The organism is Pseudomonas saudiphocaensis (assembly GCF_000756775.1).
Classification (GTDB): Bacteria; Pseudomonadota; Gammaproteobacteria; order Pseudomonadales; family Pseudomonadaceae; genus Stutzerimonas; species Stutzerimonas saudiphocaensis.
Genome location: NZ_CCSF01000001.1, coordinates 1,785,474 through 1,800,152 on the forward strand (window position 1 = coordinate 1,785,474; position 14,679 = coordinate 1,800,152).

At 61.7% G+C, this 14,679-nt stretch carries 12 protein-coding genes and 3 pseudogenes; 7 read left to right on the plus strand and 8 right to left on the minus strand.

From position 1 onward, the window contains the following. Window positions 1-44: 44 nt before the first annotated feature. Entirely contained in the window at window positions 45-686 is a 642-nt protein-coding gene (locus BN1079_RS08315; RefSeq protein WP_037023615.1) for a TetR family transcriptional regulator, read from the plus strand. Between the two features lie 102 nt (window positions 687-788). On the opposite strand, the gene BN1079_RS08320 is transcribed toward BN1079_RS08315, so the two are convergent. After that, on the minus strand, window positions 789-980 hold the full coding sequence (locus BN1079_RS08320; RefSeq protein ID WP_037023617.1) for a heavy-metal-associated domain-containing protein: 192 nt from the start codon (window positions 978-980) through the stop codon (window positions 789-791). 152 nt (window positions 981-1,132) lie between these two features. On the opposite strand from BN1079_RS08320, the gene BN1079_RS08325 reads away from it, so the two are divergent. The 3 genes and pseudogenes from BN1079_RS08325 to BN1079_RS17525 all read left to right on the plus strand — a co-directional run. After that, window positions 1,133-3,532: a heavy metal translocating P-type ATPase gene (locus tag BN1079_RS08325; RefSeq protein ID WP_037023619.1), complete on the plus strand. Its 2,400-nt coding sequence runs from the start codon at window positions 1,133-1,135 to the stop codon at window positions 3,530-3,532. Then, complete coding sequence (gene cueR, locus BN1079_RS08330) at window positions 3,529-3,951, plus strand: Cu(I)-responsive transcriptional regulator (protein WP_037023621.1); 423 nt, start codon at window positions 3,529-3,531, stop codon at window positions 3,949-3,951. Before BN1079_RS08325 ends, cueR begins: the two co-directional genes overlap by 4 nt. Next, window positions 3,948-5,706: pseudogene (locus tag BN1079_RS17525) on the plus strand (methyl-accepting chemotaxis protein); the annotation flags it as partial. The gene cueR and the pseudogene BN1079_RS17525, both read left to right, overlap by 4 nt. A 60-nt stretch (window positions 5,707-5,766) precedes the next feature. Here the strand turns inward: BN1079_RS17525 and bfr are convergent. Together bfr and BN1079_RS08345 are read right to left on the minus strand one after the other, a co-directional pair. Further along, window positions 5,767-6,234: a bacterioferritin gene (gene bfr / locus BN1079_RS08340; RefSeq protein ID WP_037023623.1), complete on the minus strand. Its 468-nt coding sequence runs from the start codon at window positions 6,232-6,234 to the stop codon at window positions 5,767-5,769. 100 nt (window positions 6,235-6,334) lie between these two features. Beyond that, the gene (locus tag BN1079_RS08345; RefSeq protein ID WP_037023625.1) at window positions 6,335-7,225 is read right to left on the minus strand and encodes a PA4780 family RIO1-like protein kinase; all 891 of its coding nucleotides are present in this window, start codon (window positions 7,223-7,225) and stop codon (window positions 6,335-6,337) included. A gap of 189 nt (window positions 7,226-7,414) precedes the next feature. Here BN1079_RS08345 and BN1079_RS08350 point away from each other — a divergent pair. Next, a pseudogene (locus BN1079_RS08350) lies at window positions 7,415-7,936 on the plus strand (methylated-DNA--[protein]-cysteine S-methyltransferase); the annotation flags it as partial. Window positions 7,937-7,998: 62 nt separating this feature from the next. After that, window positions 7,999-8,778 carry a TatD family hydrolase gene (locus tag BN1079_RS08355; RefSeq protein ID WP_139053073.1) on the plus strand — a complete coding sequence of 260 codons (780 nt, stop codon included), beginning with the start codon at window positions 7,999-8,001 and terminating at the stop codon, window positions 8,776-8,778. Window positions 8,779-8,857: 79 nt separating this feature from the next. Here the strand turns inward: BN1079_RS08355 and BN1079_RS17975 are convergent, their stop codons facing one another. The 5 genes and pseudogenes from BN1079_RS17975 to nfi all read right to left on the minus strand — a co-directional run bounded on the left by BN1079_RS17975 (window position 8,858) and on the right by nfi (window position 13,340). Next, window positions 8,858-9,571: a methyl-accepting chemotaxis protein gene (locus BN1079_RS17975; protein ID WP_414860258.1), complete on the minus strand. Its 714-nt coding sequence runs from the start codon at window positions 9,569-9,571 to the stop codon at window positions 8,858-8,860. A gap of 141 nt (window positions 9,572-9,712) precedes the next feature. Further along, window positions 9,713-10,927 (minus strand): annotated as a pseudogene (locus BN1079_RS17980) (HAMP domain-containing protein); the annotation flags it as partial. 198 nt (window positions 10,928-11,125) lie between these two features. Continuing rightward, window positions 11,126-11,962: a regulatory signaling modulator protein AmpE gene (gene ampE / locus BN1079_RS08365; protein WP_037023632.1), complete on the minus strand. Its 837-nt coding sequence runs from the start codon at window positions 11,960-11,962 to the stop codon at window positions 11,126-11,128. Between the two features lie 28 nt (window positions 11,963-11,990). After that, on the minus strand, window positions 11,991-12,542 hold the full coding sequence (ampD, locus tag BN1079_RS08370) for a 1,6-anhydro-N-acetylmuramyl-L-alanine amidase AmpD (protein WP_037023634.1): 552 nt from the start codon (window positions 12,540-12,542) through the stop codon (window positions 11,991-11,993). A 69-nt stretch (window positions 12,543-12,611) separates the two neighbouring features. Continuing rightward, window positions 12,612-13,340 (minus strand): deoxyribonuclease V, encoded by a 729-nt coding sequence (nfi, locus tag BN1079_RS08375; protein WP_037023636.1) that lies wholly within the window; start codon window positions 13,338-13,340, stop codon window positions 12,612-12,614. Between the two features lie 154 nt (window positions 13,341-13,494). On the opposite strand from nfi, the gene BN1079_RS08380 reads away from it, so the two are divergent. After that, window positions 13,495-14,487, plus strand: coding sequence for a GlxA family transcriptional regulator (locus BN1079_RS08380; protein WP_037023637.1), 993 nt, complete (start codon window positions 13,495-13,497; stop codon window positions 14,485-14,487). Window positions 14,488-14,679 lie beyond the last annotated feature (192 nt).

A 14,679-nucleotide genomic window follows, 5' to 3' on the forward strand; every position in this document is an offset into this window, starting at 1 on the left:
TCTGTTTGTAACCCCGTAACCTCGACGCCGACACCGAGCCCGAAATGCGAAGAACCAAAGAAGACGCTGAAAAGACCCGACTTGCCCTGTTGGCTTCCGCCGAAAAGCTGTTTCTCGACAAGGGCGTGGCGCATACCAGCCTCGACCAGATCGCACGCGATGCCGGGGTAACGCGTGGCGCGGTCTACTGGCACTTCCAGAACAAGGCGCATCTGTTCCACGAAATGCTCAACCAGGTGCGCCTGCCGCCGGAGCTGATTACCGAACGACTGTGCGACTACAACCAGCAGCAGCCGCTGCTGGCACTGCGCAATCTCTGCGTCGAGGCTATTCAGGCGCTGGGGCGTGAAGCACAGAAGCGCCGGATCATGACCATTCTCCTGCATCGCTGCGAGTTCACCGAAGACCTGCGCGAAGCCGAGGAACGGCATCACGCCTTCATCAATCAATTTATCGATCTCTGCGAGCAGCTGCTGGAACGCTCCGCCAGCAGCCTGTGGCCAGGCCTGACACCACGCATCGCCGCCCTGTCGCTGCACGCTCTATTGGTCGGACTGCTCACTGACTGGACGCGAGATTCCAGCCTCTACGACCCCGAAGCCGACAGCGCAGCTCTGATCGATCCGCTGTTTCGTGGACTGATCCGTGACTGGGATGCTCGGTTGCAGGCAGCTCAGTCGGGCTGAATTATCTAGCTCGCCGTTCGAGATTCCAGGCAATAGCAAGACGCAACGACCAGCAGATATCGCCGCTGAAGGCGGCCGAACCACCTGCCAGCCGGGACGGCTTCAGCCCACCTTGTAGCCTTCTTCCTCGATCACTTCGCGAATTACCGCCTCGCTCAGCACGCTTTCCACCTGCACGCTGCCACTATCCAGATCGACCTTCACTTGCGCTTCGGCATCGCGCGCCTTGATGGCATTGATCACTGCGCGCTCGCAATGGCCGCAAGTCATGCCGCTTACCTTGAATGCCTGCATCGCTTTCTCCTTCTATTGTTGCTGTAGAACACTCGAGCATCCTCGGGCTTGCCACCTGGGTAAGGTCAAGCAGATTGTGGACGCACATTGCACTTGACCTTGCCACAAGGTAAAGGTTGATCATGCCAGCAGCGAATCAGCAGGAGCCGAGCATGTCCAGCACCACTCATACCCTCCCCGTCAGCGGAATGACCTGTGCCAGTTGCGCCGGCCGGGTTGAGCGCGCGCTGCTCAAGGTGCCTGGCGTGGACAGTGCTTCGGTTAACCTGGCCACCGAACAGGCACATGTGGAAAGCAGCGAAGGCGATCTCGCCGGCCTGGTCCAGGCTGTGGAGCAAGCCGGCTATGCCGTACCGCAGCAGACTCTGGAGCTGGCCGTAGAAGGCATGACCTGTGCCAGTTGCGTCGGTCGGGTCGAGCGGGCCCTACTCAAAGTGCCTGGCGTACGCAGCGCCACGGTGAACCTGGCTAGCGAGCGTGCCCGTATCGAAGCAATCGCCACACTGGAAGCCGCAACCCTGGCGCAGGCGGTTGAAGCTGCCGGCTATAAGGCCCAGGTCGGTGCCAGGCCGGAAACTGCAGCGCAAGCCAACGACCGGCGCCTGGCCCACGAACGACGTGCGGTTTTCATCGCCCTGCTGCTGGCCGCGCCGCTGGTGTTGCCGATGTTTGGCGACTTGTTCGGCCAGCACTGGATGCTACCGGCCTGGGCACAATTTCTGCTGGCAACCCCCGTGCAGTTCATCCTTGGTGCGCGTTTCTACGTAGCGGGCTGGAAAGCCGTGCGCGCCCGCACCGGCAACATGGATCTGCTGGTGGCCATTGGCACCAGCGCCGGCTACGGCCTGAGCCTCTACCAGTGGTGGGCTACGCCCGCAGGCGAAATGCCGCACCTGTATTTCGAGGCTTCAGCCGTGGTCATCGCCCTGGTGCTACTGGGCAAATACCTGGAGAACCGCGCTAAGCGCCAGACCAGTGCGGCGATACGTGCTCTGGAAGCGCTGCGGCCGGAGCGGGCAACTCGCGTCATTGACGGCCGAGAAGAAGAGGTGGCGATTACCGCGCTGCGCCTGAATGACCTGGTCATGGTCAAGCCCGGCGAACGCTTCCCGGTGGATGGCGAGGTGGTCGACGGTCACAGCCAGGCTGATGAAGCCCTGATCAGCGGTGAAAGCCTGCCGGTAAACAAGGCGCCGGGCGACAAGATCACCGGTGGCGCCATCAACGGCGAGGGTCGTCTGCTGGTGCGCACCACCGCTCTGGGTGGGGAAACCGTGCTGGCACGCATCATCCGTCTGGTTGAGGATGCCCAGGCAGCCAAAGCCCCCATCCAGAAGCTTGTGGACAAGGTCAGCCAGATCTTCGTCCCGGCGGTGCTGGTTATCGCCCTGGCAACACTGATCGGCTGGCTCCTGGCCGGCGCGCCAGCGGAGGTCGCGCTGATCAATGCCGTTGCGGTACTGGTCATCGCCTGCCCCTGCGCCCTGGGGCTGGCGACTCCGGCGGCGATCATGGCCGGTACCGGCGTCGCTGCACGTCACGGCATCCTGATCAAGGATGCCGAATCACTGGAAGTCGCCCATGCAGTTACCGCTGTCGCCTTCGACAAGACCGGCACCCTGACTTCAGGCACGCCGCGCATCGTTCACCTACAGGCTGTCGACGGTGATGAAGCAGCCCTGTTGAGACAGGCCGGTGCACTGCAACGCGGCAGTGAGCACCCACTGGCCAAAGCGGTCCTGGACCGCTGTGCGGAACAGCAGCTGCTCGTGCCTGAAGTAGACAAAAGCCAGTCACTGACCGGACGCGGCATCGCCGGCAGTATCGACGGCCGTGAGCTGGCACTGGGAAATCGCCGTCTTCTGGAAGAAAACGGCCTGGAGCCGGGAGAGCTGGCCGCTCAGGCCGAGGCCTGGGAAGCTCAGGGCCGTACCCTCTCCTGGCTGATCGAGAGCGGCACACAGCCACGGGTCCTGGGTCTGTTCGCCTTTGGCGACAGCCTCAAGCCCGGCGCAGCCGCGGCAATCGCGGCACTCGATGCCCGCCATATCCGCAGCCATCTGATTACCGGGGACAACCGCGGCAGCGCCCGAGTGGTGGCCGAGGCGTTAAAGATCGACAGCGTGCACGCCGAAGTACTGCCGGCAGACAAGGCCGCTACCGTTGCCGACCTAAAAAAAGGCGGCGCCGTGGTGGCCATGGTGGGCGACGGTATCAACGATGCACCAGCCCTGGCCGCCGCCGACGTCGGTATCGCCATGGGCGGCGGGACAGACGTGGCCATGCACGCCGCAGGCATCACGCTGATGCGTGGCGATCCGCGGCTGGTACCCGCAGCACTGGATATCAGCCGCCATACTTACCGCAAGATTCAGCAGAACCTGTTCTGGGCCTTTATCTACAACATGGTTGGCATTCCGCTGGCGGCGTTCGGCTTCCTCAGCCCAGTGGTCGCAGGCGCGGCGATGGCGCTTTCCAGCGTCAGCGTGGTCAGCAATGCCCTGCTGCTAAGGCGCTGGAAACCGGGACACGACGAGGAGCAACGGGCATGAACATCGGCGAAGCGGCAAAGCAAACCGGACTGTCGGCGAAGATGATCCGCTACTACGAATCCATCGGGCTGATCTCCTCCAGCGGGCGCAGCGCCAACGGCTACCGTCACTTCAACCAGCAGGACTTGCACCGCTTGGCTTTTATCCGACGCTCGCGTGATCTGGGCTTCTCCCTGGAGGAGATCGGCAAGCTGCTGGCGCTCTGGCAAGACGACCAGCGCGCCAGCGCCGATGTGAAAAGGCTGGCCGGCGCCCATATCGAAGACCTCAACCGCAAGATTGAAGAGCTGGTAGGACTGCGCGATACACTGCAAGAGCTGGTGAGTGCCTGCCATGGTGACGAACGCCCCGACTGCCCCATTCTCAAGGACCTGGCGTCCGGGTGTGCTGCCCACCCCCATGGTTCCAAAGAGTCTTAAAACAGCTCAACAACGCCCTCAGCGATCTGCGCATTGCTCGCCTGCAGTACATTCTGGCCGAGGGTGACAGCGCGTCCACCGAGCGCGTGGACAAGTTCCTGGCCCACTACCGCTCCAATCATCGTGAGATGATCCGGCACTTCGACAACCCCGCCGATCAGGCACTGCTCAAGGAGCAGGCTGGCCACAACGAAGGCTTCGAGCAGGGGCTGAACATGATGCGCCAGGCCTTTGCACAGTCCAATGCGGCCAACCAATCCATCGAGCAGAGTGCCCGCGTACTCTCGGATCAGGACGCCCTGCTCCACGCACAGGCTCTACAGCTGCGCGCAGACGATTTCGAGCGTTACCGCGCGATCAGCGAAGTCCGAGAGGCAATCAAGCACGCGCGGTACCTCCTGCGGGTCTACATGGACCTGAACACCGAGCAAAGCGCCCAGGCCGTCCACCCGCAACTGGATCTGGCCATGGCGGCGCTGGACCGCCACAGTGACCTGCTCGACGGCAATATCCTCCAGCGCACCCGCGAGGCGCTCGACCATTACCGTACCGGCATCGAGGCCCTGCAAAAGGCCACCCTGGCGACCGCTCAGGCCCGCCAGCACATGATCGACCATCAAACCCACATCGTGCGCATCAGCGACACGCTGTATCAGCAGCAACAGGAGCGCATGAGCAGCGAGAGCGACAGCGCCCACCTGAGCCTCGGCATCAGCGCTGCCCTGGCCCTCTTGCTGGGTGTGGCTGCCGCCTGGCTGATCACCCGTCAGATCACCCTGCCGCTGCAAGAAACGTTAGCGGATGTCGAGCATATCGCATCGGGCGACCTTGCTACCCGCAGAGCCGTTACCCGTCGTGACGAGATGGGCACGCTGCAGCGCGGCATCCAGAGCATGGGCGAAACCCTGCGTGAACTCATCGGCGGCATTCGCGATGGCGTCAGCCAGATCAGCAGTGCCGCCGAAGAATTGTCGGCCGTTACTACCCAGACCAGCGCCGGGGCCAATTCCCAGCGAGAGGAAACCGATCAGGTCGCGACCGCCATGCACGAGATGTCGGCGACCGTCCATGAGGTCGCACGCAACGCCGAACAGGCTGCGCAGGCCGCCACCGAGGCGGATATCCAGGCCCGCGACGGCAACCGTCTGGCGGCTGAGGTCGTGACCCAGATCGAGCGCATGGCCAATGAAGTCATCCGCTCCTCGGAAGCCATGACGGCGCTGCAACGCGACAGCGACAAGATCGGCAGCGTGATGGGTGTGATCCGCACGGTTGCCGAGCAGACCAACCTGCTGGCACTCAATGCGGCAATCGAAGCAGCACGCGCAGGCGAAGCTGGTCGGGGCTTCGCGGTGGTGGCCGACGAAGTACGTGGCCTGGCACAACGCACGCCAGTCCACTGAGGAAATCGAGCAGTTGGTCAGCGCCCTGCACAGCGGCACCCAGCAGGTTGCTAGCATCATGCAGAGCAGCCGCGAACTCACCGAGAGCAGCGTCGAACTGACCCGCCAGACCGGCAGCGCCCTGGCCGATATCACCACCACGGTGTCCAATATCCAGGCGATGAACCAGCAGATCGCTACAGCCGCCGAGGAGCAGAGCGCGGTTGCAGAGGAAATCAGCCGTAGCGTCGTGCATGTGCGCGACGTGTCGGAGCAAACGGCCTCGGCCAGCGAGCAAACAGCCGCTGCCACCCACGAACTGGCACGCCTGGGCAGTCAGCTACAGAGCATGGTCAGCCGCTTCCGGATCTGAACGGCAGGCAGAAACGACGAGGCCAGGCAATTGCCTGGCCTCGTGCTTTATGAAGGAATCTCAACCCGCCTGTGATTGCAGGTAGTTCTGCAGGCCGATGCGGTCGATCAGCCCCAGCTGCTGTTCCAGCCAGTAGGCATGATCTTCCTCAGTATCGTGCAGTTGCAACGCAAGGACGTCGCGGGTCACGTAGTCGCCATGCTGCTCGGCCAGAGCGATTCCCTTGACCAGCGCCTGACGCACCTTGTATTCCAGCGCCAGGTCGGCCCGCAGCATCTCCGGCACATTGCTGCCGATATTGAGCGCGTCAGGCGTCATGTCCGGCGTGCCCTCGAGAAACAGGATACGTTGCAGCAGCGCGTCAGCGTGCTGAGTTTCCTCTTCCATTTCGTGGTTGATGCGCTCATAGAGCTTGCTGAAGCCCCAGTCGGCGTACATGCGCGAATGCAGGAAATACTGATCACGCGCGGCAAGCTCACCCCGCAGCAGCTCCTTCAGATACTCGATGATCTGTGGCTGACCTTGCATAGCTGTTCTCCCTGCACAAATGGTTAACACCGGGAATGATACGCGCAATTCGCCGTGCCCGCTCAGGCGGGCCAACGCTCACCCAGGCGAACCGGCATTATCAATGGCGCATCCAGGGCGGCGTCGGCGGCTCATCGGAAGGTTCGTCAGAGGCCTTGCGTAAAGCCTCCCTGCGCTCCTGCTCGGCCAGCGTCGCCTTGATTTCGCGCATCACCGCAGCCAGGTCGGCGGCATCCTCCGGCTCGGCGAACTCGCCGGTCAGCCGGGTTTCGGGCGTCAACTTGCCTTCCTGATACAGCGCCCACATTTCCTTGGCATAACGCGTGAACTTGAGCTCGGGAGCGAACCGCCCGAAATAGCCCGACATGTTGGCGACATCCCGCTCAAGCATCTCGAACGCATGGTTGTTGCCTGCGGCATCCAGCGCCTGCGGCAGGTCGATGATCACCGGACCATGCTCGTCGAGCAGCACGTTGAATTCGGAAAGGTCGCCATGCACCAGACCGGCGCACAGCATCTTCACCACTTCACCGATCATGAAGGCATGAAACTCTCTGGCGTCGTCGGGATGCAGCTCCACATCGTTGAGGCGCGGCGCAGCGTCGCCGTCTTCACCGGAGATCAACTCCATCAGCAGCACGCCGTCGAGAAAATCATAGGGTTTGGGTACGCGAACTCCCGCATCTGCCAGGCGGTACAAAGCTGAAACTTCGGCGTTCTGCCAGTTTTCTTCCTTTTCCTTGCGGCCGTGCTTGGAGCCCTTGGCCATGGCGCGAGCATCGCGGCTGCTGCGCACCTTGCGCCCCTCCTGATACTTCACCGCCTGTCTAAAGCTGCGATTGTTCGCCTCCTTGTAGACCTTGGCACAGCGCAACTCATCACCGCAGCGCACCACGTATACCGCTGCCTCTTTACCACTCATCAGCGGGCGCAGCACTTCATCGATCAGCCCGTCCTCGACCAGTGGCTCGAGTCTTTTTGGCGTTTTCATCAGCGATTTACAGACCCTTCTCGGCTACTGAGGCCTGCAGATTACGGTAATCACCTGCGAGCTTCCATGCTCACCCGCAAGTTTGCCGCTGCAGAGCATTGGCATGGGCTCTTACAGGGCGGACAATCAAGCCAATCACTCGTGGAGGTCGTCATGTTCGCCACTGATTGTTCACACCCAACTGACACTCGCCAGCGCAAGGACACCCAGGAGCAATTGCGCTACGCGATCACGCCCTGCCCACTGGGCTTGCTGCTGATGGCCGCCAGCGACCGCGGCCTCTGCGCGCTGTTATTCGCAGATGATGAGCAGGCGCTGATCGATGAACTGCAAGCACGCTTTCCGGCTGGCGAACTGCAGCGCGACCAGGCCGGCCTACAGGATTGGCTGGACGCCGTACTGACGCAACTGCAAAACCCTAGCCGCCGTGCCGATCTGCCTCTGGACCTGCGGGGCAGCGCCTTTCAGCAACGGGTCTGGCAAACCCTGCAAACCATCGAGCCGGGCAAGACCATGCGCTACGGCGAGCTGGCGGCCACCCTTGGCAGCCATGCCCGGGCCGTGGCCCGTGCCTGTGCGAGCAATCCGATCGGTCTGCTAGTGCCCTGCCATCGGGTGGTGGGCGCCGACCAGGCAGTGACCGGCTATCGCTGGGGCGTTGCGCGCAAATCCGCGTTGCTCGCCGCCGAACGCAAAAGTGCGGGAGCCTGAGGCGGGTCCGGCGGTCCGATATGCAGGCCTTCCCTGTTCATGAGAGTTTTGCCGTGCGACAGATGCAGCTGATCGACACCCATACCCACCTCGATTTCGAGGATTTCGATGACGACCGCGACAGCGTACTGCAGCGCTGTGCAGCCGCCGGTGTGGAGCGCATCGTCGTGCTCGGCGTGTGCCGGGGGAACTGGGACCGGGTCTGGCAATTGGCCCAGGACCAGCCGGCTGTCCATGCCGCCCTCGGTCTGCATCCGGTGTTCCTGCAAGAACATAGAAACGAGCATCTGGAGCAGTTGAAAGACTGGCTGCTGCGCTTGCGTGGCGCGGAAAAACTCTGCGCCATCGGCGAAATTGGTTTGGACTACTACATCGAGGAGCCCGATAAGGAACGTCAACAGGCCGTGCTCGAGGCCCAACTGGCGCTGGCCGATGAGTTCGAGCTGCCGGTGCTGCTGCATGTGCGACGTGCCCATGCGCCGATGATCGCCACCCTGAAACACTACAAGCTCAAACGCACCGGCATCGTTCATGCCTTCAGCGGCAGCTTCGAAGAAGCGCGGGAATACATCAGGCTCGGCTACAAGCTCGGCCTCGGCGGCGCCGGAACCTGGCCCCAGGCGCAGCGCATGCATCGCGTCCTGCAACAGCTACCGCTGGACAGCATCGTGCTGGAGACCGACGCTCCTGACATAACGCCGCATAGCCATGCCGGCCAGCGCAACAGTCCTGAGTTTCTGCCCGACATCTGCCGCGAGCTGGCTAAAATTCGCGGTATCAGCACCGAAGAGCTGGCTGCGGTCAGCTATCGTAATACCTGCGGGCTGTTTGGTTGGGGATAGCAGCCGAAGGGGCTATCGGCGTTTAAGCGCCGTCCGAGACGTCTGGAAGAGCTCGCCAGGCGCTTCTAGAGCGGAACTTTCAAACCTTGAACGCCGCAATCAATTGCTGCAGCCGCCCCACCAGTGCGCTTAATTCCTGGCTGGCCTGGGCCGTCTGTCCGGCGCCCTCAGCTGTCCGCTGCCCCGCTTCGTTGATGGCAACGATATTGCGATCGATATCCTGGGCTACCGCCGTCTGTTGCTCCGCAGCAGCTGCGATCTGCTGGTTCTGATCGACGATCACACCTACTGCACCGAGAATATTCTCCAGTGCCTGACGGACCTGTGCCGACTGCTGGACCGTGGCGTCAGCCATTGCATGGCTGGCGCCCATGCTCTTCACCGCGGCACCAACACCGCCTTGCAAGCGGCTGATCATTTGCTCGATTTCTTCGGTGGACTGCTGCGTACGACGTGCCAGATTGCGCACTTCGTCGGCGACGACGGCAAACCCGCGCCCCTGCTCGCCGGCACGCGCAGCCTCGATGGCCGCATTGAGTGCCAGCAGGTTGGTCTGTTCGGCGACCCCCTTGATCACATCCAGCACCTGACTGATGGTCTTGCTGTCGCCGGCCAGCCGATTGATCACCTCTACCGATTGGTCGATCTCCGTAGCCAGACGCTCGATTCCCTGCACCTGGGCCTCAACCAGTTCGCGCCCGCCAACGGTCTGCTGGTTGACGTCATGGGCGCTGTCCACTGCCGATGAGGCGCTGCTGGCCACTGCCTGGGCAGTAGCCGACATTTCGTTCATTGCGGTAGCAACCTGCTCAATCTGCCCACGCTGGCCTGAAACCGTCTGATTGCTTTCGCCGGATACACGCTCCACCCGGGTGGCCTGACGCTCGACCTCGGTGACGGTTTGACCGACACGCTCTATCAGCTCGCGAATCCTTGCCACCGTCTGGTTGAACACCTGCCCCAGCTCACCCAGTTCATCGCGGCTGCGCACCTCACAACGCACGGTCATATCGCCGGCGGCCACGCGATCCATGGTAGCGCCCAGACTGCGCAGCGATGCACGGGTAGAGATATAAAAGGCGCTGTAAAGGTAGACCACCAGTACGAACACCAGCGCCAACGCCACCAGCAGGCCCGTCATTAATAGCCGCTTCTGCTCCAGACGCACGCCAAGCTGGGCATCAAGAAAGCCGAGAATGGCGTCGTTGAGCCCATAGGTTTTCGCCATTTCACGGCTGATCAGATCGTAAAAGGCATGCCACGGCTGATCCAGAGTCTCGGCCATGATCACCTGATCCTGGAAGATATCGCTGGTGATCCGCAGCGACTCGCGGCTCTCCCGAGCGAAGCTGTCCAAGTGCTGCTGCGCCGCGGCACTGCCGGCGAGCACAGCTTGCAACTGGGCCGCGTATTGGCTCTGTTGCTTTTCCAGCTCAAGCAGCAACGCATCCAGGGTGTTGCTGGCGTCCGAATTCAGATACCCCTGCCCGAAGGTGTAGGCACCCACGGCCCTTCCCTCGCCAAGAGTGGCGGTAATCACCGGCGTTACCGAGGTCAACAGTTCCGACAGCATGCGCACATCGCGCTGACCGTCCTGGCTGAGCCCGGATTGGCTGGCAATCAGCTTGATCATCACCTGCGTATCACCCAGCAGGGCACGTGCCATAGCGGCCTTGGCTTGCAGCGACTGCTGCGCCTGGGCGTCGCGCAAGGCTGCTGCAAGGCCGTCACGGCGGCCATTGAATTCCTCAACCTGGTCGGCATCGTCGCTAACCGGCAGCAGAGCTTGCATACGCATCGACAGCTCACGCTCGGCGTTTTCCAGGCGGGCCTGCAGTGCCTGGTCGCCGCCGGACTGCGCAATGATGCCTTCGATCTCTACCAGGTCCTTCCAGTCTTCCAGCTGACGGCGCAGCTGCAAGGCATTGTTCAAGAGATCCAGACTTTGCAGCTCGTGACGGGTGCCAACAAACTCCTGGTACGAGTCGCGTGCCAGATAGAAGTTGGTCAACAGCATCGGAACAAAGAAAAGCACACTGATCAGGCTGAATTTCATGGCGAAACTCAGGCGATTCATCAATGCAATGGCGGGGCCCATCAAGCTGCGCATGAGACGTCTCCCAACTTTTTGTTGTTGTGCGTGCAGCATCAAGTGCTGCTACAGGGCTCGTCAGAGAGGTGCACTTGACGTTATACGGGAGAAGCCGATTGGGTTTTGTAAATTAACGTAATGGCAAAGTGCCCTTATAAGCACAGATGATCTGCCCGTCTTATTGTTGGGATTGGCCGAGCAAACAACCTTGCTTCCAAGAGCGAGCCCGCCCAGCTCAGACTGCGCCCTTGAGAGCTAGCCGAATATGGTCCAGAGCGCTATCAGCGCGTACCAGAACATCCGCGTACGTGTCAGCAAGGCCGCAAGACTATCGAGCCGAGCGAGTCCCGCCTCCCCTTCTACGGCTTCGCCCAGGTCAGCCGCCGCAGGGCCGACGCTGCTCAATAGTTGCCGGGCCGGAATATCCCAGTTCAGCAATTCCTGCAGCAAGGAGCGATTGACGGCGACGAAGTTACCGACCAGGCCGAAGCTGAACAGCAGCACGCGCACCGCCGGCCAGTCAAAGGCATGCAGAAGCTGGCCGGCGCGCTCGCGCATGGCATCCGTGCGCGCATGCTCCAGGGTCAGCACCAGCAGTCTATAAGCCAGCGCAGCCATCGGGCCCAGCAACAGATACCAGAAAATCACCGCGAAGAAGCCCTGATACCTGCACCAGAGCAGCCACCCTTCAACAGCACGCAGCAAGCCTGGCGCATCTGTGGCGGTAAGCTGGAGGTCACGCTCAGCGACCAACACCGCCGCCTCCTGATCGTCGCGCCGCCAGGCGTCCCGGAAAGGGCCCAGATCGCGCTTGGCATGGCCGCGCCCCAGGCTGTAGAGCAACACCAGCAGATGCAGCGGCAGGCTAAGCCAGCCATAGGCCAGCGGCTCCAGTGCCGCCAGCAGCAACCCAAGCAGCAGCACCGGCAATAACACCACCAGCAACAGGCTTAGCCAGGGCATCGCTGCCAACCTGGCACTCCCCTCGACGCTGCGCAACAGGCGCAACCAGGGTTCATCCTGCTGCACATCCCGTCGCCAGTCGGTGAGCTTTTCGATCAGCAGTACCAGCAATAGAACGAGAAAAGTCATGTATCAGGGTCCTTGAGCGGGACGAGTTTCACGTGATGATCGCAGCCGCACGCAGGCGAGACCAGTCGAAATTCGGGCCCGGATCGGTCTTGCGACCCGGCGCGATATCGCTGTGACCGCAGATCCGCTCTGGCGTGATGGCCGGATAGGCCTGCTGCAGCAGGCTACAGAGCTGAATCAGGCTCTCGTACTGGGCCTCGCTGAAAGGCTCATCATCGGTTCCTTCCAGCTCAATGCCGAGGGAGAAGTCATTGCAGCCTTCACGACCGGCGAAGCTCGAAACGCCTGCGTGCCAGGCTCGATCAAGACAGGAGACGAACTGCGTGACGGCACCATCGCGTTCGATCAGAAAATGCGCAGACACCTGCAGCGTGGAAATTTCTTCGAAAAAAGGATGCTCGTCTGCTGGCAGGCAGTTCTGAAAGAACTGCTGCACCTTGCCCGTACCGAAGCACCCCGGCGGCAAGCTGATGTTATGGATAACCAGCAGCGAAATTTCACCATCCGGGCGCTGATTGAAGTTGGGCGATGGGCAATGGCGAATGCCTCGGCACCAGCCTGTCGCGTGATCCAGCTGCATCGCAGAGAGTCCTGGCTATTGTTGCGGCCCTGCAGGCTAGCGCCTGCTGGCGGCAGGCTGCAAGCGGCGTCATTGCAGGTCCAGGTCGGGCTGGATGCCGACACGCTTTTCATCTCGGCGCGAGGCCAGACGATCAGCCAGCCGGGTCGGCTCCGGCAGGCGGTAGCGGGTGACATAACGCATCACCAGCTGCGGCGCAGTCTCCAGGCTGACCCGGTTGCCTGGAGAAATGATCAGGGGTCGTACTTTTTCCCGGCTACGCAATACGGTGCCGATCTGCTTGCCGCTCCTGTCCAAGAGATCGACTTGATCGCCGCGCTGCTCCCCAAGAGGCTGATGCTGGCCAGTAAGTATCTTCTTGGCGACGCCAATGGTCGGCAGGCCGGTGAAAACACCAAGGTGGGCCGCGATACCCAGGCCACGCGGGTGGGCAATGCCATGGCCATCGGAGAAGATCAGGTCCGGCACCTGCCCGAGCGCTTCGAGCGCCTGCAGCACCGCCGGCAATTCGCGAAACGACAACAGGCCGGGAATGTAGGGCATCCTGGTGGGAACCCGCGCCAGTGTCTGTGCTACCGGAGCCAGGGTCTGTGCGTCGAGCAGCACGACAGCCGCGCGGGTCACCGCACCACCTTCTTCGAAACCGACATCGACGCCGGCTATCAGCCGCAGTGGTTCGAAGTCATCGATCAGCACTACCTTTTCCGCCAGTTCCTGCTGCATCTTGCGCGCCGCGGTGGTACTGCCATCCCAGCCGGAAAACGCCTCACCGGCGTCTAGGGTTGTTGCGGTCGTCATAAAGGATCCTCCGTTACGGATGGACAACGGCGGGAGCGTTTTCGTGATCAGGAAGATTGAGACTGGACACTAGGCGAAAAAAATAAGACGCTCCCGCCTAAAGAAGGCAGATTTACCCTTGCCTCACTAATAATGACTCTTTGAAGTAGACAACATGCTCAAGCCATCCGCATCCAAGCGCATCAGCATCCTCGCCACCGATGGCGTCTTCGCCTCCACCCTGATGCAGGCCAAGGACTTCTTCCACATGGCTAGCCTGCGTTACGGCAAACAGCTTGGCCTGGGCCTGACGCCCGCGTTGGAAACCTGGCTGGTCAGTCCTGACGGCAATCCGGTCACGACATTCAACGGCTCACGCATTGAGGTCGAAGGTTCGCTTGGGGAAACTGACGCGGTGATTCTGCCGGCCTTCTGGGGCGATTTCGACCAGTTCTGCCAACAGTACCCACAGGTCGAACCCTGGCTGCAGGAACGCCACGCAGCCGGCACTGCCATCTGCGGCGAAGCCAGTGGGGTATTCTGGATGGCTGCTGCAGGCCTGCTCGATGAACGTGAAGCCACAACCCACTGGCGCTTCGCCAAGGAGTTCTCCGAGCGCTTTCCCCGCGTGCTGCTTACGCTGGAAAAACACCTGACCGACAGCGACAACCTCTACTGCGCCGGCGGCACCACGTCCTCCTGCGACCTTTACATGCATCTGGTCGAAGGCTTCTGCGGCGCCAGCGTTGCTCAGGGCATGGCGCGTGACATCCTCTTCGAAGTACAGCGTAACTACAGCCCGGGCCGGATCGGCTTCGGCGGGCAGAAGCTGCACCTGGATACCCGCGTACTGCAGATACAGGAATGGCTGGAGGAGCACTTCGCGGAGAAATTCCGCTTTGAGGACGTGGCCCGCGAGCATGGCATGAGCATTCGCAACTTCATGCGCCGTTTCCAGGCTGCCACCGGCGACAAGCCGCTGCACTATCTGCAGCGGCTGCGTATCGAAACGGCCAAGAGCCTGCTTTCGACCACACGCAAGAGCATCAAGACCATCAGCTATGAAGTCGGCTACGACGACGCCAGCTTCTTCGCCCGCCTGTTTCGCCACCACACCGAACTCTCACCGAATCAGTATCGGCAGCAGTACAGGCACAAAAGCGGCTGAAGGCTGGAAGCTGGAAGCTGGAAGCTGGAAGCTGGAAGCTGGAAGCTGGAAGCTGGAAGCTGGAAGCTGGAAGCTGGAAAAAGCGTGGGGCGGACGCGCTTTAACATCCACCTTAGCTCTGCTCGGTGGAGCGCCACCCGGTGGGACGCCACCCGGTGGATCGATGCAACGCGATCCACCTGCGGCAATTTC

Coding starts and splice junctions, on each gene's coding strand:
- BN1079_RS08355 (WP_139053073.1), top strand. CDS start 7,999: ATGCAGCTGATCGACACCCATACCCACCTCGATTTCGAGGATTTCGAT.
- ampD (WP_037023634.1), bottom strand. CDS start 12,542: ATGCAGCTGGATCACGCGACAGGCTGGTGCCGAGGCATTCGCCATTGC.
- BN1079_RS08325 (WP_037023619.1), top strand. CDS start 1,133: ATGTCCAGCACCACTCATACCCTCCCCGTCAGCGGAATGACCTGTGCC.
- cueR (WP_037023621.1), top strand. CDS start 3,529: ATGAACATCGGCGAAGCGGCAAAGCAAACCGGACTGTCGGCGAAGATG.
- ampE (WP_037023632.1), bottom strand. CDS start 11,962: ATGACTTTTCTCGTTCTATTGCTGGTACTGCTGATCGAAAAGCTCACC.
- nfi (WP_037023636.1), bottom strand. CDS start 13,340: ATGACGACCGCAACAACCCTAGACGCCGGTGAGGCGTTTTCCGGCTGG.
- BN1079_RS17975 (WP_414860258.1), bottom strand. CDS start 9,571: ATGAACGAAATGTCGGCTACTGCCCAGGCAGTGGCCAGCAGCGCCTCA.
- bfr (WP_037023623.1), bottom strand. CDS start 6,234: ATGCAAGGTCAGCCACAGATCATCGAGTATCTGAAGGAGCTGCTGCGG.
- BN1079_RS08345 (WP_037023625.1), bottom strand. CDS start 7,225: ATGAAAACGCCAAAAAGACTCGAGCCACTGGTCGAGGACGGGCTGATC.
- BN1079_RS08380 (WP_037023637.1), top strand. CDS start 13,495: ATGCTCAAGCCATCCGCATCCAAGCGCATCAGCATCCTCGCCACCGAT.
- BN1079_RS08320 (WP_037023617.1), bottom strand. CDS start 980: ATGCAGGCATTCAAGGTAAGCGGCATGACTTGCGGCCATTGCGAGCGC.
- BN1079_RS08315 (WP_037023615.1), top strand. CDS start 45: ATGCGAAGAACCAAAGAAGACGCTGAAAAGACCCGACTTGCCCTGTTG.